Raw genomic sequence first — 25,001 nt, 5'->3', positions numbered from 1 at the left:
TGGATGATGTCCCCGGCGACTGCGGCGTTGTCGATGGACAGGCCCAACTCGACGGTGCGGCAGATCGTGTCGGCCACGATGTTCGGGGAGTACGCGGGGCAGGGGCAGAGGCGGCGGTAGGCTGGGACATGGATCCTGTGGTGGGAAGGTAGAGATTCGACACCTTCATCTTGTCACCGCAGGGTCCTTCGATATCTGCAACCCCCGAGGTCTACATGTTGTGGTGGCCTGCCCTGAGGGCTTCACACCTGCTACGCACTCCCCATCCGGAAGAGCCCCTTTGTGAAGACGGGTGTGTAGGAACTTCCATCTTCTGTTGAACCGGCACGCTCGTCGTGTATCTATCCCGGCGTGTCGCTGATGTTGATACTGGTCACAGGCTCACAACACGACTTTGACGGAGCCCTGACCTGCGTATCAGGGTCGGGGTGGCCCGGAGGGATCGCACCCCCGGGCCACCCGACCCTGATGTCCCTGTGGCGTTGTGTGACGCCACGCCTGGCGGAGAATCACCTGCCATCGATGCGGTCCACGGGTATGAAGGCGCTGGGTGGGGCGCCTGCGTACATCCGGACGTCCCTGCTGAGCTGACTGGCGCTCCCGTACCCGACGCGCCGCGCCACGGAGGACGCTGCCGTCCCGTCGTCGAGCATTCGCAGCGCGTCTTTGACCCGTTTCAGCGTGCGGGTGGAGGCTTTCGCCCCGGGCGCTGGGCGTACCATCGGTTCCCCGATACCGAGGACGCGCTGACGGTTGGTGAGTTCGACGAGGTTGCCGAGAAGCTCGCGGCGCAGGCGCGCGGAGAGTTCCGGTTCAGTGGGTTTGAGTGCGGTGTAGTCGGAGACCATGTGCTGCATCAGGGGTTTTTCCAGGTGTGGAGGAACGTGGAGGGACGTGATAGCGGGGAAGCTGGGGCCTCCTGCCGCGACTAATTCTTCCGGCCAGCAGGTCAGGGGCATGGGGAGTGAATTTGCGTTGGCGTGGACGGTATTGGTGGTGTGGTCGGGCAACCATACGGCATCTCCACGGTGCAGGCGGAATGTGCGGTCACCGACGGTCACGGTGGCGGTTCCCCGGTACATCCACAGCAGGACGGAGAAGGTGGTGTTCCGGCGGTTGGCGACGAAGGAGGGTGCAACCGGTGGGGGAGTGACGGGAAGTGTGGTGTGCCCGGCTCCGCCGCGCTGTTTCAACCAGGTTACGGGGGGGACGCCGATGGTGCGGGCGAAGGCTCTGGCGAAGCCGATGATGGTGTCATAACCGCAGCGGTCGGCGATATAGGTCAAATCAAAGCCCTCCAGGAGTAGTCGGGTGGCCAGTGACATGCGGTAGGCAGTACGCCACTGGCTGACGGTGAGCCCGGTGTCGTGAAGGAAGGTCCGTTGCAGTGTCCTCGCGCTAACGCTTGCCCGCGTGGCGAAATGTTCGATGGAAGGAGAGGACGCAGGATTGGTCTTGATCTCGTGGCAGATCGTTGACCCCAGAAGGGAGGCGGAGAGGGTGGGCTCCGGAAAGATGTCGGGCATCAGAGCAACGGAAGCGAAGAGATGCTCTCCTGGATTTCCGACAGGCCTGACCGGCGACTCGGAACCGAGGAAGTTGTGGAGAACGGGAGTCGTCCAGCCTGCCCCGAGGGAGTGCACAACCGGCGCGGGACATTTGGCACTGGACTCTGGTCTGGTGTCTGGGAGTGTTCCGAGGACCGGGAAGACGATGCTGTCTTGGGTGGTCGTTACGGCGTGTTCTACACCCGGTGGGATGACCAGGAGCTCATGCTGATGGGCTTCAACGTTGCTGTTCTGGAGCCGTGCCGTGCCGGACTCCACCCAGAGTCCGGTGCTTCTGTGCTGGTGACAGCGCTTTTTGGTAGCGATCGGAGGGAAACCCATCGTCAAAGCGGGAGTGTTCATCATATGTCGTTTTCTGTTGGTCGAGCTTGCTTAGCCGAGCATAACCTAGGTCGGGCAGCGCGTACAAGCGCGCCCGGGAGATCATGGAAACAAGGAGAACCTCATTTTGTGTGCTCTAAGATGGACGCGGATTCGAGTAGGGGCGGCGGCGCTGATAGCAGGGCTGACATGCGCGATCGGACTTTCTGCTTGTGGTTCAGGTGGAAGTGATTCCGCAAATGAATCTACATCGTCGGATTACTATCCTGTGACTGTCCAGACGTCGCAGGGTGAGGTGAAGATTGACAGTCAACCGGAACGTATAGTCGCTCTCGGCCTGCCTGCTGTGGAGGCTACTTTGGGACTTGGGATTCGTCCTGTGGCCGCAGGTATTAGCGAGAAACTTCTCGATAGGCCCTATCTTGAACAGTTCAAAGGTGAGGATTATGTGGACAGTGACTTGGGTACGATTACATCCGCATCGGCTGATCTAAATTACGAGAAAATTGCACAGTATGACCCAGACCTGATTGTTGTCCCAGATTGGGATGCGCTTGCTGAGAGTGCTGTCAGTGAAAAGCTATCGGGGATTTCCACCGTGCTCTACGCGACAACGCCCTACCAGGAGGGAGGTTGGGAATCCGGTGTTCAAGAGATAGCCGCTGCGGTAAACGAGGAGCGCTCAGGTGACGAATTGATTGATCGAGTAAGCAGTGCAATTAGTGATAGTGCGGAGGGCATCCCTGAAGCTAATGGAAAGACTTATAATGTAGCTGTCGCTAACGATGATGGCGGAGTTACATTGAGTCCCACTGGCCAGTATGTATTGCGAGGATTTGGTATGACTCCGGAAGCAGGATTGCAGGCGGAGGTTGATTCTAGAGTTTCTGGAAATAACGATATTTCTGCAGAGCAATTAGGTTCACTCACTGCTGACTATGTTTTCTTGTTTGAGTTTCAAGATGGTGGAGCTGCAGTGAAATCGAACCCCTTCTACTCAAGTATACAAAATAGGGTAGTTTGGTTCGATAATGATCTATCGGGATCCATGAACAACGGTGGCGTCCTGGCTCAGGAATGGCTGACGGGAGAGGTGGCCGAGAAAATCGCCGAAAGTAGTAGCGTACGGTAGTGTTGCTTTCCGCCGCTATCAACGAGCACATACGAGCCAGGAGCGTGGGTCGTTAGTTGGCGTTCGACCCCGATTCCCGACCACCTCAACAACCCCGGAAACCATTGAAAAACATGACCTGACATGGGACAATGGCCCGGATTTTTCACGAGTCGGTCTTGCTCTGTAGTCAGCCTTCCCCGCGTTACTGACCCGTGACTGATTCTACCGAAGGCGCGCGACATCACCGGCTGGTGTTCGTCCCAGCGCCGGATGCTGGGGTTCCTGGTCCTTTCGGTGTCACGGGGGCGGGCACAGGTGGGGAAGATCAGATCAGTGGTGCCGGGATGCGGGGCAGCCGCGGCGGACTACGTGAAGGTCAGTGACCTGATCCTGGTGATCGCCGTGATCAGTGTGGCCGTGTACTCCATCGCCTCGTCGAACCGGACGGTCAACTCCCGGGCATGCCGGGTGACCAGCGCGGCGATTGATCCGATCCTCGCCCGCCACGTCTTCGGCTCCCACAGCCACCACCTGGGGCGGGCTGATGGACGGGGCACCGGGATCGCGGTTCCGTTCGGGGCGTGCCCCAGAGCTCCGTCAAAGTCGTTCGTGAGCGGTTGTGACCAGGTGAATTGCCCTTCCTGGTGACCTCCCGTGAGCGCTCAAGGTCCTCTTGATCTTCGCATGACCGGCCAGTCGGACCAGACCGATCGCCGTCGAGTACAACGTCGCCATCACCCGCGGCCCGACACCGGTGCGCACCCGGGAAGAATCCTCACCAAACACCACATCCCGAACCCAGTGGAGCTTGTTCTCGATGCCCCAGTGACCTCGGATCCAGGCATCCAGTTTCTGAACCGGTGCATCCAGATGCCCCAGCGAACACAGCAGGTACACCGTCTCCTGCGAGGGCCTGCTCTTCCGACTGCCCTTCTTCCCACAGGTCACGGTACGTTTTCGAACCACCTTGATCACCTGGGCCGCATGCGGAAACGGTGTGTCTGACTCAGTCACCTGCACAGCCTGCACCTGACGGACCACCGCCAGCCCGTGCCCACGGGACTGACCACTGTTGGTGGGCACCTTGTGCCAGGCCAGTGACGTCGCCCAGGAGTACAGCGACTTCTGGTTCTTCTTCACCGTCATCAGGTAGTCGCCGCCGGCGGCGACGATGTGCCTGGCGGTGTCGACCTGGGTGTGCAGAGCATCGAGGCTGACCAGCACGTCGGTGAGATCCAACAGGCTCAGCAGGTTACGGGCTGCGGGAATCTCGTTGGTCTTCGCATCGACGCTGACCTGAGCAATGACGGTGCCGTGACAGTGGTCGTACGCTGCGACCAGGTGCGGGGCACGGGAATCGGGGTCAGACGGGGTGCGGGCACCGCGGACGGTCTTACCGTCGAGGCGATCACCCGTCGACCGTTGACAGTCGCGGTCCTCGTCCAGGTCCACGCGCCGATGATCCGGTCCAGCACGTCGGCATCCACACCGGACAAGGCACGGCGGATGGTTGGTTCTGAAGGTCGTCGGCGCAGGTCGACGCCCAGTTCGGTGATAGCGGTGTTCACCGGATCGTTGACCCAGTCGGCGATGTCGGTGTAGCTTTTCGCCCCGGCTGCCACGGCGGCCAGCGGCACGGCGAGTAGGACATTGAGACGGTGGCGGATACCACGACGATGACGGTGGTCGTTGATGGTGGCCAGCAGTTCCGGCAGAGGAATCGGGGCGAGGGTGTGCTCGGTTCGACAGGTCGGGGTGTGCTCAGGGATGATGGCATCGGCAGGTACGTGTTCCTTGTGACGGTGAGCTTAGAGAACTTCCATCATCGAAAGTCAGCACTTACCTGTCGTGTATTTATGGCGGTGTGGCGTCAGCGTCAAGCCTGGTCACAGGAGCTATCAGCGACTTTGACGGAGCCCTGGGGGAGAGGCGAAGAACTTGATCAGTAACGTGCAACGGGCGCGGTCCGAGGACACGCATCAGGCATTCGAGACGTTCATCAGGAGAAACACGTTTCCCTACCGGTTCTCGTGAGATTTTGATTTACCCCCCTTATAAAGTACGAGTCCTGTTAATCTGGGGGTATTTTATGAACCCTATGAATCTTTCGACACTCTAGTATCCTATATATGAAAAAAGATCAAAGACTGAAAAGCGGCATCCGCTTTCCAATGTCTCCCAGTGAGCGAAGTGTTTGGCTTGGCGACGCTACCGTCGAAGATATAAATGCGTACAGGATTAGTCAGATAGTTTGGTTTGATGATGCTGTAGACATTGAAACTCTCAAAAGGGCGATCGACACATCCTTGAATGAGGCATGTGGTCTGAAGTTGGAGCCTGATGACGTAGAACCGCTCTTTACGCTCCCCTCGAATTCCGAAAGATTTCACACTTTTATATCTGATACCGTTGCTGCTGACGATGATATTGTGAAAATGGTTGAGGATCGAGACATTCACCTTGAAGAAGTTAATAGTAGATTCTCTCCGTTTTCCTATATTCATAGACGTAGTTCTGGCGGATGTGCTTGGGAACTCAATGTTCACCATATACATGTCGATGCTTACGCCATTCTTCTTATATGTCGAAGAGTATCTGATTGTTACGGCTTGGAGAAAAAATATATTGACACTGCCAGTTTTCGGTTTCGTGATTTCGAAAACAGAGAGTCGCTCGAAATTATAGGAAGTGTAGGAGACGTCAATAATTTTGAATTGTCTAGCATATTTCCTCAGCTAGATGGTCTTGAGCTGGGAGATTTAAATGGTGAATTAAAACCCGGTCGTCCCATTTCTTCCTGTTCGTCACACGTTGGTCGCTCCCTCGCGAAAAAAATCGATAATTGCTCTATTTTAAAAAGGGCAACATGGGCCGATTTTACAATATTCGCCACGGCATTGTTTTTCGCAATTTACAATAATAGAGAGATTGCCGCTGTTAAACTTCAGAGCCTGGAACGGTTCGGAAAGGATGAACTTTCGGACGTTCGTCTATATACTACAGCGAAGCCAATCTTGGCGGCACTAAATCGTGAAGACACCATAGGTGAATTTATGTCAACTATGGAAATCGAGAGGGAAAGGATGCGGAAGCTAGATTCCCTTCCCGAAGAGGATATTGCAAGAATGGTCCCCGGGGGGCGACCGTTCTATGATTCCATACCAGCAATTAATATAAAGTCTTTCGACTATTCCTACAACTTTGACTATTTAAATACTATGCAGCAGACTGTCTATTCGGGCCCGGTAGGAAACACAGAAATTTCTGTCTATCGAGACGGGCAGCATGGCTTCTCTTTTTCTGCATCTTCTTCGTCTGAAGACATTGATTGCGATTTAATCATTCGTAGATTATTTGGTTTTCTGGAAAATATGTTGGCCACGGCTCCGGATACGCGTGTCGGGGATTTGGATGTGCTCACCGATGCGGACCGTGACAACATCACCACCTGGTCTGTGGGTGAGGAACTGGACATCCCCGCCGGGGTGACTCTCGACAGTCTGTTGGTTGACCAGGCTCACGCGACACCGACGGCCACCGCGTTGATCGACGATGCCACCGGCACGGAACTGTCCTACGCGCAGTTCACCGCCCGGGTCAATGCTCTGGCCGGTCTTTTGGCCGACCGTGGGGTGGATGTCGGTGACCGGGTCGCTGTGGCGGTTCACCGCAGCCTGGATCTGCCGGTGGTGTTGGCGGCGATCATCCGCGCCGGCGGGATCTACGTGCCGGTTGATCCGGAGTACCCGGCCGAGCGGGTCAGCTACATCCTGGCCGATGCCGCCCCGGTGCTGCTGGTCCCCGACGCGGCCACCACCCCCCCACCCCGGGAGGTGTTCCCCACTCCCGGTGTGCCTGTCGTGCCCATCGACGCCCCCGCGGTGCAGTCTGTCCTGGCCCCCGGGGTATCACCCCCGCCGGTGTTGTCCCGACCGTTGACCCCGGCCGATGGGGCGTATGTCATCTACACCTCGGGTACCACCGGCAGGCCCAAAGGCGTCGCCATCACCCACCACAACCTGGTCAACAGGTTCACCTCTGATATTGACCTATTCGACTACACCGATAGTGACGTAATCCTGCAGAAAACGCCGGCGACGTTCGATGTGTCCGTCTGGGAATTTTTCCTTCCACTACTGTCCGGGGCTACCAGTGTGGTCGCTGTTGATGGTGGTCACAAAGATCCTGACTACCTCACCGAGGTGATTGGTCGACGCCAGATCACGGTTGCATATTTCGTAGCTTCAATGCTCCAATTGCTTTTAGACAATGTCCAACATGGAAATAATAGCCATGAAATATGCTCGCCTGACCCGTTCTTATCCTTACGTCAAGTATTCTCCGGTGGAGAGGTTGTCTCCACCCGTCTCGCACAAAAAGCGACTGCCACTTTCAGAAAATCAAGATTTGTTGACACTTATGGACCTACGGAAACAACAATAACTACATCTACCTATATTGTCGATCATCAATCAAGCAAATCTGCGAGCGTTCCGATTGGTTCGCCGGTGGCGAATACCACCGCCCATGTGCTGGATTCCTGGCTACGCCCGGTGGCCCCCGGTGTCATCGGGGAACTCTACCTCGGTGGGGCACAACTGGCCGACGGGTACGTGAACCGGCACGGGTTAACCGCCGAACGGTTCATCGCCGACCCCTTCACCGATGACGGAAACCGGTTGTACCGCACCGGGGACCTGGTGTCCTGGAATCAGGACGGCCACCTGGACTACCACGGTCGGGCCGATGATCAGGTCAAGATCCGCGGCAACCGTATCGAACCCGACGAGATCCGCGCGGTGGTTGAACAGCACCCGAAGGTCACCGCCGCGGCGGTGATCGCCTGTGACCACCCCGCCGGCGGGAAGTTCCTCGCCGCCTACCTCACCGGGGCCGACCTCACCGGGGACGGGGACATCACAGCCACAATCCGGGACTGGGTCGCCGACCGGCTACCCGACTACATGGTGCCCACCACCGTCACCGTCCTGGATGTGCTGCCGACCACCACCAACGGCAAACTGGATCGCCGGGCCCTGCCCACCCCGGATCTGGGTGCCGGGTCGGGGACCGGCCGGGCGCCTGCCACGGACACGGAAAAGACCATCGCCGCGGTGTTCACCGATGTTCTGGCCCTCGACGACGACACGGAACTGTCCATCGACGACGACTTCTTCCACCTCGGCGGACACTCCCTGCTGGCCACCAGGATCACCGCCCGGGTCAACGCCGCACTGGGCAGCTCACTGACGTTGAAGGATGTCTTCGACACCCCGACCATCGGCGAACTGGCAGCACTGGCAGACAGCAACACCGACGCTGACCACACTACTTCCGCCCTGCCCCGTGTCGCCGACATCACCCGCCCCGACACCGTCCCCGCATCCTACGGACAACAAGCACTCTGGCTCACGAACCAAGTTAGTAATCCGCAGGTATATAAAACACTTAAACTGTTGGAATTCTCAGATCCTGCGGATATCAATGCTCTATCCACGGCAGTGCACAAGCTGCGTATGCGACACGAAGTTCTCCGAACGAGGTTCCGCGCTGATGGTGTGAGTGGGCGACTGATGCAATGGATTGACAGCAATCCTCCGAAGGGAAAAATTCCCACTCGTTCCCTTTGTGGCGCCCCCTTGTCGTCAATAATTAACGAAGAAATGGCAGATGATTTCGAGCTCTCAAATGAGTACGGTCGCCGTTTCCTAATTCTTCAGGATAAAGAAAAAGACTATCTGCTGACTATTGGGCACCATATCGTATCGGACGAGCAGTCGGAAATGATTCTTTTGCGAGATCTCGATAATCTATATAGATCGGAAATAGGGATGCAGGTCAAGGAACTCCCCCCCTTGGCGGTGCAGTATGCCGATTTTTCTTACTGGCAGGAAGATGTTATAGGCAATGTCGATGATTCTAATTCCCTGTATGTCCGACAATTGGCGTTTCACTGTAATGCGCTGGAGAACATTCCTGCAGAAACCCCTCTGCCGCTTGACCACCGTCGCAACCATGAGGGTGGGAGAACAGTTCGTTCTGTCCGTTACCAGCTCTCAGGCTCAGAAACGAAGAAGGTGCAGAGGCTGCTGAGGAATGCAAGAAGCACGCCGCTGCAGGCCTTGTTGGCTGCGTTGGCACTCCAACTTTGGTCGGAGGGTTCCGGAACAACGATACCCGTGGGCGTCCCGGTAAATTTGCGTGATGACCCTGATCTGGAAAATGTCATAGGGTACCTTGTGAACACGGTTGCACTTCCTATCCGTGTGGAAGAGGACCTTGCATTCGAGGAATTCCTCACCTTGACGCGCGATCTACTGTTGGCCGCCGAAGAGAATAAATTTGTACCGTTTGAGCGCGTGGTAGAGCAATTATCTCCGAAGCGCGAACTGGGGCTATCTCCCATATTCCAGGTGATGGCCGCCTACATTGATTCCCCTGGTCGCCGGGCGACAGAAAGTCAGGAGACCGCAGCGCTTCGTCCTGTTGAGCGAGCCGGGCGCAATGACGAGAAGGATAGCGACGACATTGAGAGGCCTGCACTATTCGACCTGGTGTACTCAATATCCCTCCTTCCAGGCGGAGAATTTGGGCTGGCATTGAATGCCGCCAAAGAACTCTTTGATGAGGGCACGGCGCAGCGGCTTGTCGACGGCGCAGCCTCCTTCCTTCTCTGGGGAACAGAATATCCTCACCTACCGGTATCCGTGCTTGCTGATCTGGTGCGCCTGAGCGACGGGAGAGCGCCGAAGTCGGATACGGTCGATGAAATAGACAGTTCGCAGGGAGGAGCTCTCCTCAACATCGGCGCCGTCGATGACCTGGAACTGTGGTTGGCCGCTACAGAGAATCTGCGGCTGTCCACGCACTTCGCGGAAAACCTTCTCGCTCAACTCAACAAGGACAATGAGCTGTGCCTGGTGGCAGACACCGAGAATCCCGAGGATCTGGACCACTGGAGGCAACTCCTGAAGTCATTGGTGACCTCTTACAAGAGCGAAGGAGGCCTGCAGATCGTCGACGGCGCCACTCGACACCATGAGGACGCAGAGTCCAGACCGCATCTGATTTTGGAAGAACCTTTCTGGGAAGACTGGGTGGATATGCTCGCGGACAGCGACCCCTGCGAGATACCGGTCTCCCTCAGTGATCCGTCAGAGAGTCACTCGGTCGGCCCGGTGGAACCGCATGCTTCCACTAGTGCGACGTCAGCCAACAGCTCCCTGGCCGCCGTTGCAGGAGCCCTGGCGGGATACATCGGTGACGAGGAAGACCTCGTCCTGGACCTCGCCGAATCCTACGGGCCAGGGAAATTGTCAACCCGTCCGGTGCTCGTGACGAGCGAACTGTGGGAGGAGAGCTCTGATCCCGTCACGCTGTCGCAGAAGTTGGGCGAGGCCGATGAATGGTCCGACGCTCGCACCCAGCAGTATGTGCAGTTGATGTCGGACAATGAGGTCAACAGGTTCTTCGATGATATTCCACAACCCACGATTCGGGTGACGGTTCTGAACACCGATGCCGATTACAATCGACGAACCGACGACGGTTACACGGTCGACATCACGGTGCTGCTGCCACGGAGCACGTCCGGCGACGTGCGGGTCCATGTGGGATCGCGGGCCGAGGAGATCGATCCGCGCCTTCTTTCCACTGAAGTGCTGAGGCGGATCATGGAAACCGGATTCAGTGCCGAAGAGGTCGGAGAAGACCGTTGGCCGCGCCTGCACAGTCGGGGACGGCTCTCCCTACCTGTCCGCGACCGCGAGCGGATCCGTGATTCCTACGGTTCGGACGTCGAGGTCCTGCCGGTCTCGCCGCTCCAGAGCGGTCTGCTCTACCACATGATCAGAGCCGAAGAGTCAGACGATCACAACGCCTACATCTCGCAGGTCACCAGGCAGCTGTCCGGGGACATCGACACGGAACGCATGAGGCACGCGGTGCTCAAGGTCTTCCGGAGGTACCCGAACCTCGGGGCCGGATTCATCGTCTCAGCCTCGACCGAAGTCCAGGTGATCCCGGCCGGACGCCGCCCAGAGTTCCGGACAGTCGACTGCGCAGAATACGGTCAGCCCCTACCGACTGTTCTCGATGAGGAGCGCGCACGTCCCTTCGACCGTGAGAACCCGCCTCTCATCAGGTTCCTCCTGGTTAAGCAGGAGGCGGGGAGGTGGACATTGGCGATGACGTTCGAGCACATCCTGATGGACGGATGGTCGCTGAACAAGGTTCTCGCCGAGATCCTGGGTGTCTACCGGAACCCGACCTCCCTGGACGCCGACAGGCCGGCGTCATTCCGCTCCTACCTCGACTGGTTGGCCGAGCTGGACATGGAGGAGTCCGCGCGGGTCTGGTCCCGATACCTCGCGGACATCGATACCCCGTCAATACTGTGCCCGTCCCTTGAGCTCGCCGGAGCAGAGATTGTCACCGGGGAAATCCATGTCGACCTCGATGCAGGCGCTGTTGAGGCCATCCACAGTTCCGCGCAGCGCACCGGTGCGACGGTGGGGACAGTTCTGCAGACCGCCTGGGGAGTGACATTGGCACGGCTCACCGGCACTGACGACGCGATCTTCGGCAACACCGTGGCCGGACGTCCCCCGCAGCTCCCGGATGCGGAACGGATTATCGGGCTACTGTTCAACACCTTGCCGTTCCGGGTGCGTCTCAGCCCGTTTGAAAGCGTTGACGGGCTTCTGACCCGCATCCAACGCGAGCAGCTCGATGTGATGGAACACCAGCAGGAGCCGCTCAGCACCATCCAGGGCAGAGCCGGCCTGGGCACGCTTTTCGACACACTGTTCGTCATCCAGAACTTCCCCTTCACACCGGTGCACGCGGAGTCCGGTGAAGCAGAGGTCCTCGGTGGCACCGTCAACGACGCGACCCATTACCCGGTCACCTTCGCGGTCAATCCATGGGAGGACAGCGACGGACAGCATGTCCATGTCCGGATGTCCTACCGCACCGACGCCTTCAGTGAACATGGCGCCGATGAGACAGTGGACCGCTATATACGGGTGCTCCGCTTCATGGCTGAACACGGGTCGGCGTCGGTCGCGGAGGTTCCTGCCCAGTTGCCCCATGAGAAAGCTGCGGAGCATGAGATTCAGCGGGTCGGCGATGCGCCACGTGACCCGGACACGGTCTATGACCTGCTGTGCCGCCAGGCCGAGCTGTCTCCTGATGACCTCGCGCTCGTCGCCGGTGACCATACCTACTCCTTCGCGGAGTTCCTTGACGAGGTGAACCGGCACGCCCGGGTCCTCCTCGATCACGGCGTGCGACCAGAACACCGTGTGGCCCTGCTACTGCCACGGGACGAGCGGATGGTGATCGCCATGTTCGCCGTCTTCGCCGTGGGCGCGGCCTACGTCCCGGTGGACGCCGAACACCCGGATGACCGTATCGCCTTCATCCTGGAGACCGCCGCCCCCACCGTCACCATGGTCACGAACCGGGACGCCGCCCGTATCCCGCAGGCGGGCGGGGAACTCGTCAATCTCGACGCAGCCGACGTCACCGAGGCGATCCGGAACATCGACTCCGCCGTCATCACCGACGGTGACCGGGGCAGCGAGGTGATGCCGGATAACCTGGCGTACATCATCTTCACCTCAGGCTCCACCGGCAGACCGAAGGGAGTCGCCGTAGGTTACCGGGGTCTGACCAACATGTACGTCAACCACGTCGCGGAGATCTTCGACCGGGTTGTCGCTCACCAGGGCGGGCGGCGCATGCGCATCGCCCACACCACCTCCTTCGCCTTCGACGCCTCCTGGGAACAGCTGTTCTGGATGCTCAACGGTCACGCCGTCTACGTCATCGACGAGGATATGCGCCGGGAACCGGCCCGACTGCTGGCCTACTATGACGAGAACCGCATCGACGGGTTCGACGTCACCCCCTCCTACGGAGAAGTCCTAGTGGAGGAGGGACTGCTGGACCGCGACAGGCCCGCCGGACGAGCCACCGCCGCAGACGCCGAGGGAGTGGTCTTTGTCTCGCTCGGCGGTGAAGCGGTGCCTGAGCGCCTGTGGACCCAGCTGCGGGAGGCCCCGGGGGTGGAGGCCTACAACCTCTACGGGCCGACCGAGTACACGATCAACGCGCTCGGTGCCGACCTCGCGGACAGTGCAACCTCCAGTGTCGGCACGCCGATCCTCAACACCCGCGCCTACATCCTCGACCAGAACCTGCAGCCGGTGCTTCCCGGCGTGCCAGGAGAGCTCTACCTGGCCGGTGCAGGTATGGTGCGCGGATACTGGCGACAGCCTTCACTGACTGCGGAACGGTTCCCCGCGTGTCCTTTCGAGGAGGGGGAGCGGATGTACCGCACCGGTGACCTGGTGCGACGGCGGGACGACGGCAGCATCGAGTACCTCGGTCGTTCTGATGACCAGGTGAAGATCCGTGGCTACCGCATAGAACCCGGTGAGATCGCCGATGTGCTCTCCCATATTCCCGGGGTTTCCAGGGCGGTGGTGGTACCGCGCAAGGACCCCACCGGAGTGATCCAGCTCTTCGCCTACCTGACCGCGGGCGCCGGGGCTTCCCCTGACGGCCTGGATCTTGATGCGATCCGTCGGCGGGCAAGGTCACTGCTACCGGACTACATGGTGCCGGCCGGCCTTGCCGCGATCGAGGAGATTCCGCTGACCGTCAACGGCAAGGTGGACGTCCGTGCCCTACCCGAGATCTCCACGGGTGCCGACGAACACGTTGCCCCGGTCACCCCGACCGAGAAGGTGCTCGTTGATGTGCTCTCCGAGCTCATGGGGGTGGAGACGGTCTCCACCACGGCGAACTTCTTCGAGATCGGCGGCAACTCGTTGATGGCGATGCGCTATGTGGCAGCCCTCAACGACAGGCTCGAGGAGATGTCCGGGGCGAATGTTCTGGTCCGCGATGTATTCGCCCACCAGAGTGTGACGGAGCTGGCTACGGTCATCGATTCCGCCGGTGGCGACGTGCAGGGGACTGACGACGCCATCCTCCTCCCGCTGAAAGAGGCGAGCAGGGACGGCAGCACCGTCTTCTGCGTCCACGCCCAGTTCGGCAGTGCGACGGTGTACCAGGGAATGATCAACGAACTGCCGGAAGGATGGGGGCTCGTGGGCCTTCAGGATCCCTCCCACGCGGGCCACCGCGTTGACTTCGCGGACATCGATGAGGTGGCCCGTGCCTATGTCGACGCGGTCCGGCACACCCAGCCCGACGGGCCGTACCACCTGCTCGGGTGGTCATACGGCGCCCACATCGCCTTCGCGATGGCGAAAGCCCTTGAGGAGGACGGCGACACCGTCGCCTCCCTGACCATTGTGGACACCACCCCGGTGGACCACGACTACCTGGCGGAGGAAGGAACGACGAAGCTGAGGGAACTCCCGCTGACCGAGGACACCGGGCTTCAGCAGGAATTCCTCGAACGGAACTGGAACACCCTGGTCAGGGACACCGGTGGGCTCTTCACCGACCAGGAGAGCATGAGCGCCGGGCAGCGTACTGCTTTCGCGGTCTCGGGGCTCCGGTGTGACGTGATGATGTCCCGCCACACCACCGGGGAACTGGACATTCCCACGCTGTTCATCGCCAGCGACCGTCCCGGGGATGACCGGGCGGACCGGTGGCGCAGACATCTGCCTGAACTCCGCGCTCTGATGATTCCGTGTACCGATCATTACACCGTGATGCGACCCACCGGTGGCCTCAGAGAATGGGCACCCGCGCTGCGGGAGCACCTCAAGGAGAACTCCACCAGGTCCTGACAGACAGCGGCCCCGGCAACACCAGATGGTGCTGCCGGGGCCCTGCCCTATGGGGTGCTACTGCGGTTGAAGTTCAGCGACCTCCACATAGATCTCCGCGATCTCCTCCAGACGGCTGTCTGACTCCTCCTGCCTGAGCAACAGAGAGGCAAGATCCCGGACATCGCGGGCCTCGAAGAAATCCGCGGCCGTGAGCGTCTCCACCCGAAGCAGCTCACGGATGTGGGCGGTGGCTCTGGTCGCCAGCACTGAATCTCCGCCGGCGGCGAAGAAGTCCATGTCCACCGCACGGAGCCCCTCCGGGAGCACCCGGGAGATGATGTCCATGAGGGACATTTCCAGGGGCGTGCGCGGTGCCATGCCTGCCGCGCCGACCTCAGAACTGCTGCGACGCAGGACCTCGGAGGCGATGGCTTTCCGGTCGGTCTTGCCGTTGCGCGTCAGCGGGAAACTCTCCAGCACCTCCACCCGTTCAGGGACCATGTAGGAGGGCACCGCGTCACGCAGTGATGAGCGCAGCTCCTCGCTGTCCAACGCCATCGCGCCCTCTGATGTGGTGACCGCGGCGAAGAGGCGCCGGGGCCGGTCATCGGTGGTGAATGCCACAGCCTCGGCCACTCCGGGTACCGCGCGCAGCGCCGTCTCAACCTCTCCGAGCTCGATCCGGTACCCCTTGACCTGCACCTGGTGGTCGGCGCGCCCCAGGAACTCGAGTGTGCCGTCGGGGTGGTAGAAGGCCAGGTCACCGGTGCGGTACCAGCGCCTGCCGTCGACCTCAACGAACTTCTCCGCGGTGCGCTGCGGGTCATTGCGGTAACCGGCCGCCACAGAGGGGCCACCGATCCACAGTTCCCCGGCGACGTGATCGGGGGCGTCCTCACCGGCGTCGTTGACCACCCGGCAGCGGAAGTTCGGCAGGGGAGTGCCATAGGGCACCGCCGTCCACTCCGCCGGCACCGGGCCGGTGACCTCGCAGACCGTGCAGTGGATGGACACCTCCGTCGCTCCACCGAGCCCGGCGAAACGGGCCCGCGGAGCCATCTCGGCCAGCCTTGTCGGTAGGTCGACGGTCACCCAGTCTCCGCCCAGCATCACCGCGTGCAGCGAGTGCAGTTGCTCGGCGGTGGCGACATCGAGCAGCATACCGAGGATGCTCGGTGCCACCGTCAACGCGGTGGCCTGGTACTTCTTGGCGAGGATGGCCCATGCCAGGGCGTCCTTGGAGTGACTGCTCTCCACCGCGATGACTGACCCACCCCAGTGCAGCGCACCGAAGACGTCCATGACAGTGGGATCGAACTCCAGGACGGAGATGTTCAGCGTCCGGTCATTCTCACCCAGGTCGAAGACCTCCGCGACCCCGTCGATCGTGTTCGCCGCGGCCCGGTGGGGCACCTCCACACCCTTCGGCTCGCCGGTAGATCCGGAGGTGAAGAGCACGTAGGCGATGGCACCGGGATCGACCTCCGGCAGATCCTTCACCGGCTCAGGGAAGGCCAGGGCGTCATCGACGTTGACGGCAGCGAGGTTCCCGGGCAGTTCCTCGGTGTGGTCGACCACGACCGCGGAGGAGTCGCTGCGGTCCAGGATCACCGCCCGGCGTGCCGCAGGCTGATCCTCGCCGACCGGCACGTAGGCGGCACCGAGCGCGACGATGCCCAGCACCACCGGCACCTGCCGGTGCCCCTTGCGAATGTTCACCGCGACAGTGTCCCCGGGGCCCACCCCCGCGGCGCGGAGGGCACCGGCGACGCGCCGTGCACTGTCCGCCAGCTGACCGTAGGTCCAGCTGCCCGCCCCGTCACCCTCACCGCCGGTACCCCAGAACACCGCGGGGGCGTCCGGAGTGGTTGCGGCATGGTCGAAGAAGCTGTCGTGCAGGGTACGGCTCTCGAAGTCCGCGATGGTCGAGTTCACCTTCCGACGGACGTCACGCTGACCCGACGGCAGGGGGATGTGGTGCGGGACCGTCCAGTCGGAGGCCATCTCGTCCTTGGCCAGCACCTCGTCCAACAGGTCCCGGTACGCGGTGAACATCGCCTCGATGACATCGGCGGGGAAGGCGTCGCGACGGACATCCCAGTTCAGCAGGATGCCGCCGTTCAACTCGGCGACTTGGGCGTCGAGAACGACCTGCGGCCCCTGGGAGATGATCCACACCGGGTCGCCGAACTCCTCGGTGACCGCGTCGGCGAAGAGTTCCCCGAGATCCAGACCGCTGGTGTAGACCACCGGGGCGGTGACCGGAGCACCAGCGTTGTGCCCCAGCTCGCGCAGCACGTCCAGGCCGCGGAAGGCGGAGTGCGCGGCATGCTCATGCAGGTTGTCCTGCATGCGCCGTACCCGGTCCAGGAAACTGAGCCGCGGGTCGACGTCCACGTCGAGCAGAAGGGAGTTGGAGAAGTCGCCGACCAGACCGGAGACATCCGGGTGCAGCGGTTCACGGTCGAACAGCGGCAGGTTCAGCAGGAAGCGTTGGTGACTCGACCAACGGGCGAGGACATCAGCGAAGACGGTGGCCAGGGTCATCGCCGGGGTCACGCCGTGGGAGTGGGAGCGGTCGTAGAGACGCTGTTTCTGCTGCGGACTGAGCAGGTAGTCCAGCCTGATCGAGCGGTGCGGATCCTCCGCAGCGGTCTCCGCGACCAGCGGCAGCGACGGAGCGGTGGGGTAGTCGGCGATGCGCTCACGCCACCAGGTGCCCTCCTTCTCCGCGGCGGCGGCCAGCGAGGTGCCGTGGCGGTGCAGGTAGGTCCGGTAGTCGTAGCCGAAGGTCTCCGGGCTCGGCGTCTGACGGCGATAGAACGAGGCCAGGTCAGCAAGGATGATGCGGTAGCTCAGTGCGTCCGCGGCGATCATGTCGACGTCCACGTGCAGGCGCGAACGGCCCTCCGGCAGCAGCGTCAGCGAAACATCGATGTTCTGCCCGGCGGCCAGGTCGAGCAGCTGGTGGGTCTTGACATCCCGGATCCGCTCCAATGCGTCCGCGGCGGACGTGCTGTCGGCGTCCCGGAGGTCGGTGAGGGAGAACACCGGCCTGCCGGGGGCGTCGAGGACCTCCTGGGTGCCGTCGGACAGCACCCGGGTACGCAGGGACTGGTGCCGGTCGACCAGGGAATCAACGGCGTGCCGCAGCCGCTCCGGGTCATCGACGTGTCCGTCGAACTCGGCGTACAGGTGGGCGGCGACACCACCGAGCACCTGGTTGTCGTTGCGGCCCACCCAGTAGGCGTGCTGCATGGTGGCCAACGGGAATGCGGCGCCGTCCGGATCCCGGTCGTCGGTGGAAGACTCGTCGGCACCGGATGCGGGGGAGGAGCCAGCGTCGGCGGTGGCGGTGCCGACGGAGACGAGCTGCGCCCAGCCGGAGACGGTGGGCTGTCTGGCGTACTCGGCGAAGGGGATGTCCACGCCTGTGGCGGCGCGGACCCGGGCGGCGATATCGATCATCGCCACAGAGTCCAGCCCCAGCATGATGAGGTTCTCGTTGTCGTCGATCTCCTCGGCCGTGGCACCCAGGGCGGTGGCGGCCAGCTCCCGCAGCTGACGCAGGAGTGTGGTGGTAGTGGTGGTCATGATGTGGTCCTTTCAGACAGTCGGTCAGGAAAAAGGTGGTCGGCGAAGGTGCGGAACTTCGTCGCGGTCTCCGCGTGCTCGGCGTCCGGATCCGAGTCAGCGACAATGCCCGCACCGGCGTAAAGCGTGGTGGTCGGGCCACTGACCAGACCTCCCCGCAGTGCGAGCGCCCACTCGCTGGTGCCCTCGGCGTCGATCCAGCCCACCAGCCCCGCGTACATGCCGCGGTCGAAGTCCTCGAGCTCCTCGATGAGGCTGCGGGCGGGCCCGGCGGGCCAGCCGCACACCGCCGGGGTCGGATGCAGGTCGTAGAGGAGTTCCAGCGGGGAGGTCCCGTCCCGCAGCGTTCCGGTGATTCTGGTCCCCAGGTGCAGCAGCACCGGCGTCTCCACCAGGGCAGGTTCATCCGGGACCGAGACAACCTCAGCGTGGCGACGGAAACTCTCGGCCACGGCACGCGCCGCGTGACTGTGCTCGGCCAGGTCCTTCGGTGAGTGCAGCAGCTCCTCCCCGAGACGCCGGTCGGCCACCGGGTCACCGGTACGCGCCACAGATCCCGCCAGTGGATGACTGCAGACCTCGCCCCGCGCGCTGCTGAGCACCAGTTCCGGACTCGCGCCTATCATAGTCCCCGCCCTGCCGGTGCCGCGGGGGAGATCCACCCGGTAGGTGTAGGCACCGGGGTTGGCCGCGGCCAACCGCTCCAGCAGCGCTCCGGTGTCCACCGGTTGCTCACCCTCCACGGTCATCGTGCGGGCCAGCACCACCTTGTCCAGCTGCCCCTCCCGGATCCGGTGCACCGCCCGGGCGACCGAGTCCCGGTAACCCTGGTCATCGGGAGGTGTGCAGTAATCCGCGGATCCGGCCGGACACACACAGGTCTGTGTCGGCCTCCCCCCGGGGCCGGAGGAGGCCTCCCCTGGCCCACGATGCCGCCAGCGCACGGTCTGCGGGGTGTAGAGCATCGGCGGACGACGGGAATCGAAGGGAATCGCCCCGACGACAAGCGCTGGACCGCCCCAGGTCGTGGCGTCCGCGGAATCCGTCGCCGCCGCGGTGAGAACATCCTGCACCGCCGCGGCGACAGTGCGCCCGGTGCACCCCTGCGCCGAGGACGGCGGGACCACCCGGGTGTGGATCCCGACGGTGGAGAGGCGGTAACGGGGCGTCACCATGTCGAAACGTCTAGCGTAGGTGGGCACCATCCGTGCTCACCCCCTCCGCCACGCCTGCCCGCCGCACGCCGGAGGAACCGGTTGCACCGGTGACCGCGTCCGTAGCCGGCGCACGCCGGATCTGCTCGAGAGCGGTCCGCGTGTCTAGCACCGACCCGCACCGCTTCGCCACGTACTCCAGGGTGGCGAGGTGGTCCGCCCGGGTGAAGTCCGCCAACGCGTCAGAGAGGAGGAACGGGCGGATATCCTGCATGAACGCGGAAACCGCAGTGGTCAGGCAACCGATGTGGGCGTAGACGCCGACAATCAGCAGCTGGTCACGTCCCGCTGACGCAAGCCGTTGGGCGAAGTCCGAGCGTGCGAAGGCGTCATAACGCCACTTCGTCAGCAGAGTGTCCTGTCCGGTGGGGGACAGGGCGTCAATGATCCGGTGCCGGCCGTCATCCTGGATTCCGGGACCCCAGAAGTCCCACAGCAGCCCACGCTGCTCCGGCTGCTGTACCGGTGGTTGCGCGGTGAAGAAGACCGGGACACCGGCCGCTCCCGCGGCCTCCCGCAGGGAAGAGATGTGGTCGGTGATCTCGGCGATGACGGGGGAGTCCGTGCCGAAGGCGTCGACGAAGTACTGCTGCATGTCGTGGATGAGGAGGGCGGCCCGGGAGGGGTCGATCCTCCAGTCGACGCGGTTGTCCGGCACATCGGCACCGGTGGGCAGGGAATAGGATTCAATGGTGGGGAGCATGACGGTTCCTTTGTGAGAGAGTGTGGATAGGCTCGCCCGCATGGACGAGAGATTTGCCGGACTGCTGCCGGAGACCACGGCGGTCCACACGATGACTGCGGACGCGCCCTTGTCGGTGCTCACCGACGCCGAACGGGACTTCATCGCCCGGGCGGTCCCCTCGCGGCAGGGCGAGTTCGCCGCTGCCAGGGCCTGCGCGCGCAGGGCGCTCGGGGACCTCGGCCTCGGCAACCCCGGTTCCCCCGTCTCCCTGGTGCCGGGTCCGGAGCGGGACATCACCTGGCCCACCGGGACGCTGGGCAGCATCACCCACTGCACGGGACTCCGGGCCGCCGCCGTGACCCGGGTCGGACAGGACGACGGGAGCCGGGTGGTGGGGCTGGGCATTGACGCCGAACCCCATGAACCCATGGACATGGAGTCCGTCGACATGGTCACCGTGGCCGCCGAACGACGCATGCTGCGGCGCCTCACCGCCCGCTGGCCCTCCGTGGTCTGGGAGCGGGTGCTCTTCAGCGCGAAGGAGAGCGTGTTCAAGACCTGGTTTCCGCTGACTCGCACCTGGCTGGACTTCACCGAGTGTGAACTGTCGGTCGCCGTGGGACACAGCGGGACGGTGGTGCAGCCGGACATCTCGGGCACCTTCCACGGGAGGTTCCTGGTCCCCGGTCCCCGGGTGGGCGGCCGTGAGCTCACAGGGGTGGACGGCCGCTGGCGGATCGCCGGCGGCCACATTGTGACTGCTGTGTGCCTCATCGTGAGGGGACACTAATCAGCGGTTCCCTGGTGACCTGCGGGGAAGGCTCAGATAATGAGCGCGAAACAGAGACAGGGAAGACAGATAACTGGCTGGTGTGAAGGAGCGGCTCCCGCAGCGTGACAGCGGTGACAATAGTGGCCGACCGGTGTCCTGCGGAGCACCGCTGCGACAGCTGACCGTCTGAGAGGAATCCCGCATGCCCCCACCCCGCACCGCACCGGGGACTGTCCCGGCCGTCGACGGTGAAGCTCTCCGCAGCCGCCTCTTCGGCATACGCTGGCCCCTGTTCTTCCAGACCGCCGACCATCCGCCGGACTCCGTGACCGTGCCCTTCGATGACCGCACCACACCTGCCGGATTCACGTGGCGGGTGATCCTCGCGGCGAAGAGATTCACCGTTCCGGCCGCGGTCCTCATGGGCCTCAGCCAGATCGCCGGGGCCCTGCTGCCGGTCGCCGCCGGAAGAGCGGTGGACAGCGGTATCGCCACCCACCGGTTCGGCACGCTGGCGATGTGGAGCGTGGTGGTGGTCGCGGTGATCCTGGTGAGCTCCTTGGCGACCCGTCTCGGATCCCGGTGCGGCCAGTACGGCATGCAGACCGTCCAGCACGGGTTGCGGATGGCCGTCACCCGACGGCTGCTGCACCCGGCGGGGATGGCCGGACGTCAGCTCGGTGGCGCACACCTGTCGGTGGCCACCGGAGATGTGTTCCGGGTGGCCGCCACGATGCAGTTGGGGGTCTACCCCCTGGGTGAACTCGTCGCCGTCGTGGCCGGCGGCGTGATCCTGGTCAGTATCGCTCGGCCCCTGGGCCTGGCGGTCCTGCTCGGAGCTCCGCTGATGCTGTGGATCATGGCGAAGGCGGGCCACCCGATGCAGCGTCGCAGCGCCCGGCAGCAGGCGAAGGTCGCAGCGGCCACCGGACAGGCCGCGGACCTCATCACCGGCTACCGCACCATCAAGGGACTGCGGGCCGAGGCGATATCCTCCAGCCGCTACACCCGGGTCAGCCAGGACGCGCTGCAGGGCGCTCTGGCGGTGCAGAACTCGCGGGGTCTCTTCTACGCCTCAATGAACGTGGTCTCCGGGATATTCATCGCCGGTCTCACCGTCGGGGCGACAGCCATGGCGCTCCATGGCACATTGAGCATCGGTGAGCTGATCGCGGTGGTGGGCGTCACCCAGTTCATGATGCAACCACTGACCAACCTGCCCCAGTCCATAGGCACCATATGGGCCACAGGGGTCGCGTCCGCCGGTCGGGTGCTGGACCTGCTGCGCAGTCCCTACGCCGACAACCACAGGGGGACCGCGGCACGACCCACCGGGGTCCCCGGCCTCGCCGTCGCCGACCCGGTGACCGGCAGTTCACCCGCCATCGATGCCGCCCCCGGAGAGCTCCTCGGGATCCACGCAGAGGGAACCACGGCCCGCGACCTCGTCTCCCGGCTGGCCAGGGGCGGGGACGGCGTGGCCCCCCCCGCCCCCGCCGGAGAGACCCCCGGGGCGGGCGCGGGGGGGAGCGCCCCCGCCGCGACCCTCGACATCGACACCTATCGTGCGGTGGTCCTGACCTCACCGCACACCGCCGACCTGTTCGACGGCACCATCGCCGAGAACATCACCCCCCACGGCGACCTCGCGCTCACAGCGGGCACCGCCGAGCGCGCCCTGCACGCCGCCGCCTGCACCGACATCATCGACAGTCTGCCCGAGGGAACGGACACCCGCGTCGGCGAATCCGGGACCAGACTCTCCGGCGGACAACGTCAGCGCATCGCGCTCGCCAGAGCCCTGACCGCTGACCCGCCGGTACTGGTGCTCCACGATCCGACCACCGCGGTGGACGCCATCACCGAACACACCATCGCCACCCGGCTCCGCGCCATGCGCAGCGGGACCACCACCGTGGTTGTCACCGGCTCCGCGACGCTGCTCGCCGCCTGTGACCGGGTCGTCGACCTGGGTACAGGGGAGGGCGCGACAGGGAAAGAGGGCGCGAACCATGGAGAAGCGGGTGCCAACCATGGCTGACACGACCGATGCGACAAGCGATGACGCGAACATCGGTGAGAGGCTGCCGACGGCGGGTGGGAGACGCACCCTCGCTGTGCTCTGGAGGGAACTCCGGGGTCGACGCGGCGTCCTCGTCCTTTCCGGCGTCATCGCCGCCGGGGCCGCGGCTGTCGAGCTGCTGGCCCCGGCCACCCTCGGGCGAGTCGTCGACGACATCTCCGCCGCCCCCGGGGAATCCGACGCGGCGGGATGGCCGCTGTGGCTCTACGCCGTGATCATCTTCGGCGCCCTCGTCGGTGGCGGCGCCCTGCAGATCCTTGGCGTCCTGCTCGCCGCGCGCTGCTTCGAGCGGGTCCTCGCCGGGCTCCGCGAGAGGCTCGTGTCCACCGCGCTCGCACTGCCGCAACAACGCGTGGAACGATCAGGCACCGGAGACCTCATCAGCCGGGCCAGCGACGATGTCGCCCAGGTTTCCAACGCCCTGCAACAGGTCGTGCCCGTCCTGTCCTCCACCGGCTTCACCGTGTTGCTCACCGTCGCCGGGATGAGCGCACTGGACTGGCGTTTCGGACTGATCCTCGTGGTCATGCTGCCGGCCTACTGGCTCGCCCTGCGGTGGTACCTGCGCATCGCCCCACCGATGTACGCCGCTGAACGCATCGCCTTCGGCACTCGCGCCCACCACCTGCTCTCCGCCCTGCGGGGCATCGACACGGTATTGGCACTGCGGCGCTCCGACGAGCACGACCGGCGGATCGGTCGCGCCTCCTGGGCGGTGGCCGCGTGGGCGCTGCGGGCGCGCACGGTGGTCACCATGTTCAACTGGCGGATCGACGCCGCCTTCGCCTGCGCCGTGACCCTCGTGCTCCTGCTCGGGTACCACCTGGTCGGCGACGGAGTGGTCACCGTGGGCGCCGCGACGACCGCCGTCCTGTTCTTCCTCCGGTTGCAGGGGCCGGTCCGTTCGCTGATGAGCGTGATCGACACCCTCCAGCTGGCCACCGCCTCGCTCGCGAGGATCGTCGGGGTGTCCGACATCGCAGGTACCCACGGAACGGACGGTACAGACAGCGGTGACAGCACCGGCAGCAGGCCTGTGGAAGCGGGGGAGCGGGCAGGGCTGGACCGGGTCACCTTCGCCTATGACGGAGGGCCGGAGGTTCTCCACCAGATCACGGTGACCATGGACCCGGGTGAGCATCTTGCGGTCGTCGGCACCTCCGGCGCGGGGAAGACGACGGTCGCCACCCTGCTGGCCGGCATCCACACTCCGGATTCCGGAGTGGTGACGGCCCCGGACCACACCGTGCTGATCAGCCAGGAGACCCACATCTTCGCCGGCACGTTGCGCGACAACCTCACCCTCGCGGCACCGCAGGCCGATGACTCCCGCGTGCGTGGGGCACTGCGGGAGGCCGGGGCACTCGACCTGCTCGACCAGCTGCCCGACGGTCTGGACACTGACCTCGGACCGGCCGGGGCTACGTTGACAGTGGCACAGTCGCAGCACATCGCCCTGGTGAGGGTGTTGCTGGCGGACCCGGAGCTGGCGATCCTCGATGAAGCCACCGCCGAAGCGGGCTCCGCCCACGCCCACCTGCTCGACCGTGCCGCCGAGGCGGCGTTGGCGGGCAGGTCGGGAATGGTCATTGCCCACCGCCTGTCCCAGGCCGCGGTCTGCGACCGGATCGTGGTGATGGAACGGGGAAGGGTCATCGAGGACGGCAGCCACACCGACCTGCTCGCCGCAGGCGGGCAGTACTCCCGGTTATGGGCCGCCCAGAGCGCCCACTGACATTTCTCCAGGGAAATCCCCGTGCCACGTCTAGTTCACGCCCGCTCGGATCTGCCGCGCTGTGGTGACAGGTTCGGGAGAAGAGCGATTCCCGGTCGGGGCCCGGTCGAAGCCCGACGGGCGACGGGTCGTGTTCGGGACCCGGGTGAGGTCAGGACA

Annotated in this window: 11 protein-coding genes and 1 pseudogene; 5 read left to right on the top strand and 7 right to left on the bottom strand. The window is 63.3% G+C overall.

Annotated elements, in window-relative coordinates; translation table 11 throughout:
• Positions 1 to 509: 509 nt before the first annotated feature.
• On the bottom strand, positions 510 to 1,526 hold the full coding sequence (locus E0E18_RS02445) for a helix-turn-helix domain-containing protein (protein ID WP_161972238.1): 1,017 nt from the start codon (positions 1,524 to 1,526) through the stop codon (positions 510 to 512).
• A gap of 658 nt (positions 1,527 to 2,184) precedes the next feature.
• Here E0E18_RS02445 and E0E18_RS02440 point away from each other — a divergent pair.
• Positions 2,185 to 3,021: an ABC transporter substrate-binding protein gene (locus E0E18_RS02440; protein WP_202616682.1), complete on the top strand. Its 837-nt coding sequence runs from the start codon at positions 2,185 to 2,187 to the stop codon at positions 3,019 to 3,021.
• A 347-nt stretch (positions 3,022 to 3,368) separates the two neighbouring features.
• On the opposite strand, the gene E0E18_RS02435 is transcribed toward E0E18_RS02440, so the two are convergent.
• The 3 genes and pseudogenes from E0E18_RS02435 to E0E18_RS14435 all read right to left on the bottom strand — a co-directional run.
• Positions 3,369 to 3,560, bottom strand: coding sequence for a hypothetical protein (locus tag E0E18_RS02435; protein ID WP_130839241.1), 192 nt, complete (start codon positions 3,558 to 3,560; stop codon positions 3,369 to 3,371).
• A 40-nt stretch (positions 3,561 to 3,600) separates the two neighbouring features.
• Positions 3,601 to 4,455 (bottom strand): ISAs1 family transposase, encoded by an 855-nt coding sequence (locus E0E18_RS02430; RefSeq protein WP_202616681.1) that lies wholly within the window; start codon positions 4,453 to 4,455, stop codon positions 3,601 to 3,603.
• Positions 4,456 to 4,508: 53 nt separating this feature from the next.
• A pseudogene (locus tag E0E18_RS14435) lies at positions 4,509 to 4,670 on the bottom strand (hypothetical protein); the annotation flags it as partial.
• A gap of 942 nt (positions 4,671 to 5,612) precedes the next feature.
• Between E0E18_RS14435 and E0E18_RS02425 the strand changes: the two are divergent.
• Positions 5,613 to 14,777, top strand: a complete 9,165-nt coding sequence (locus E0E18_RS02425; protein WP_161972236.1) for a non-ribosomal peptide synthetase — start codon at positions 5,613 to 5,615, stop codon at positions 14,775 to 14,777.
• Between the two features lie 57 nt (positions 14,778 to 14,834).
• On the opposite strand, the gene E0E18_RS02420 is transcribed toward E0E18_RS02425, so the two are convergent.
• The 3 genes from E0E18_RS02420 to E0E18_RS02410 are packed head-to-tail and all read right to left on the bottom strand — an operon-like array spanning position 14,835 to position 20,270.
• Positions 14,835 to 18,353 (bottom strand): non-ribosomal peptide synthetase, encoded by a 3,519-nt coding sequence (locus E0E18_RS02420; protein WP_130839239.1) that lies wholly within the window; start codon positions 18,351 to 18,353, stop codon positions 14,835 to 14,837.
• Positions 18,350 to 19,528: an isochorismate synthase gene (locus E0E18_RS02415; protein WP_161972235.1), complete on the bottom strand. Its 1,179-nt coding sequence runs from the start codon at positions 19,526 to 19,528 to the stop codon at positions 18,350 to 18,352. Before E0E18_RS02415 ends, E0E18_RS02420 begins: the two co-directional genes overlap by 4 nt.
• Before the next feature lie 10 nt (positions 19,529 to 19,538).
• Entirely contained in the window at positions 19,539 to 20,270 is a 732-nt protein-coding gene (locus tag E0E18_RS02410; RefSeq protein ID WP_202616680.1) for an isochorismatase family protein, read from the bottom strand.
• Between the two features lie 40 nt (positions 20,271 to 20,310).
• On the opposite strand from E0E18_RS02410, the gene E0E18_RS02405 reads away from it, so the two are divergent.
• The 3 genes from E0E18_RS02405 to E0E18_RS02395 all read left to right on the top strand — a co-directional run bounded on the left by E0E18_RS02405 (position 20,311) and on the right by E0E18_RS02395 (position 24,842).
• Positions 20,311 to 21,042: a 4'-phosphopantetheinyl transferase family protein gene (locus E0E18_RS02405; protein ID WP_202616679.1), complete on the top strand. Its 732-nt coding sequence runs from the start codon at positions 20,311 to 20,313 to the stop codon at positions 21,040 to 21,042.
• Between the two features lie 184 nt (positions 21,043 to 21,226).
• The gene (locus E0E18_RS02400) at positions 21,227 to 23,065 is read left to right on the top strand and encodes an ABC transporter ATP-binding protein (RefSeq protein WP_130839236.1); all 1,839 of its coding nucleotides are present in this window, start codon (positions 21,227 to 21,229) and stop codon (positions 23,063 to 23,065) included.
• The gene (locus E0E18_RS02395; protein ID WP_130839235.1) at positions 23,058 to 24,842 is read left to right on the top strand and encodes an ABC transporter ATP-binding protein; all 1,785 of its coding nucleotides are present in this window, start codon (positions 23,058 to 23,060) and stop codon (positions 24,840 to 24,842) included. The genes E0E18_RS02400 and E0E18_RS02395 overlap by 8 nt, the downstream gene beginning before the upstream one ends.
• The last annotated feature ends 159 nt before the right edge of the window (positions 24,843 to 25,001 follow it).

This window comes from Corynebacterium neomassiliense (assembly GCF_900626215.1).
In the GTDB taxonomy this organism is placed as follows: Bacteria; Actinomycetota; Actinomycetes; order Mycobacteriales; family Mycobacteriaceae; genus Corynebacterium; species Corynebacterium neomassiliense.
The sequence above is the reverse complement of the archived record's forward strand: the minus strand, read 5'-3'. Positions and strand labels throughout refer to the sequence as shown.

Excerpts from the sequence above, each read along its gene's own strand:
- E0E18_RS02410 (WP_202616680.1), bottom strand. The coding sequence starts at position 20,270 with ATGCTCCCCACCATTGAATCCTATTCCCTGCCCACCGGTGCCGATGTG.
- E0E18_RS02415 (WP_161972235.1), bottom strand. The coding sequence starts at position 19,528 with ATGGTGACGCCCCGTTACCGCCTCTCCACCGTCGGGATCCACACCCGG.
- E0E18_RS02420 (WP_130839239.1), bottom strand. The coding sequence starts at position 18,353 with ATGACCACCACTACCACCACACTCCTGCGTCAGCTGCGGGAGCTGGCC.
- E0E18_RS02400 (WP_130839236.1), top strand. The coding sequence starts at position 21,227 with ATGCCCCCACCCCGCACCGCACCGGGGACTGTCCCGGCCGTCGACGGT.
- E0E18_RS02445 (WP_161972238.1), bottom strand. The coding sequence starts at position 1,526 with ATGCCCGACATCTTTCCGGAGCCCACCCTCTCCGCCTCCCTTCTGGGG.
- E0E18_RS02395 (WP_130839235.1), top strand. The coding sequence starts at position 23,058 with ATGGCTGACACGACCGATGCGACAAGCGATGACGCGAACATCGGTGAG.
- E0E18_RS02405 (WP_202616679.1), top strand. The coding sequence starts at position 20,311 with ATGGACGAGAGATTTGCCGGACTGCTGCCGGAGACCACGGCGGTCCAC.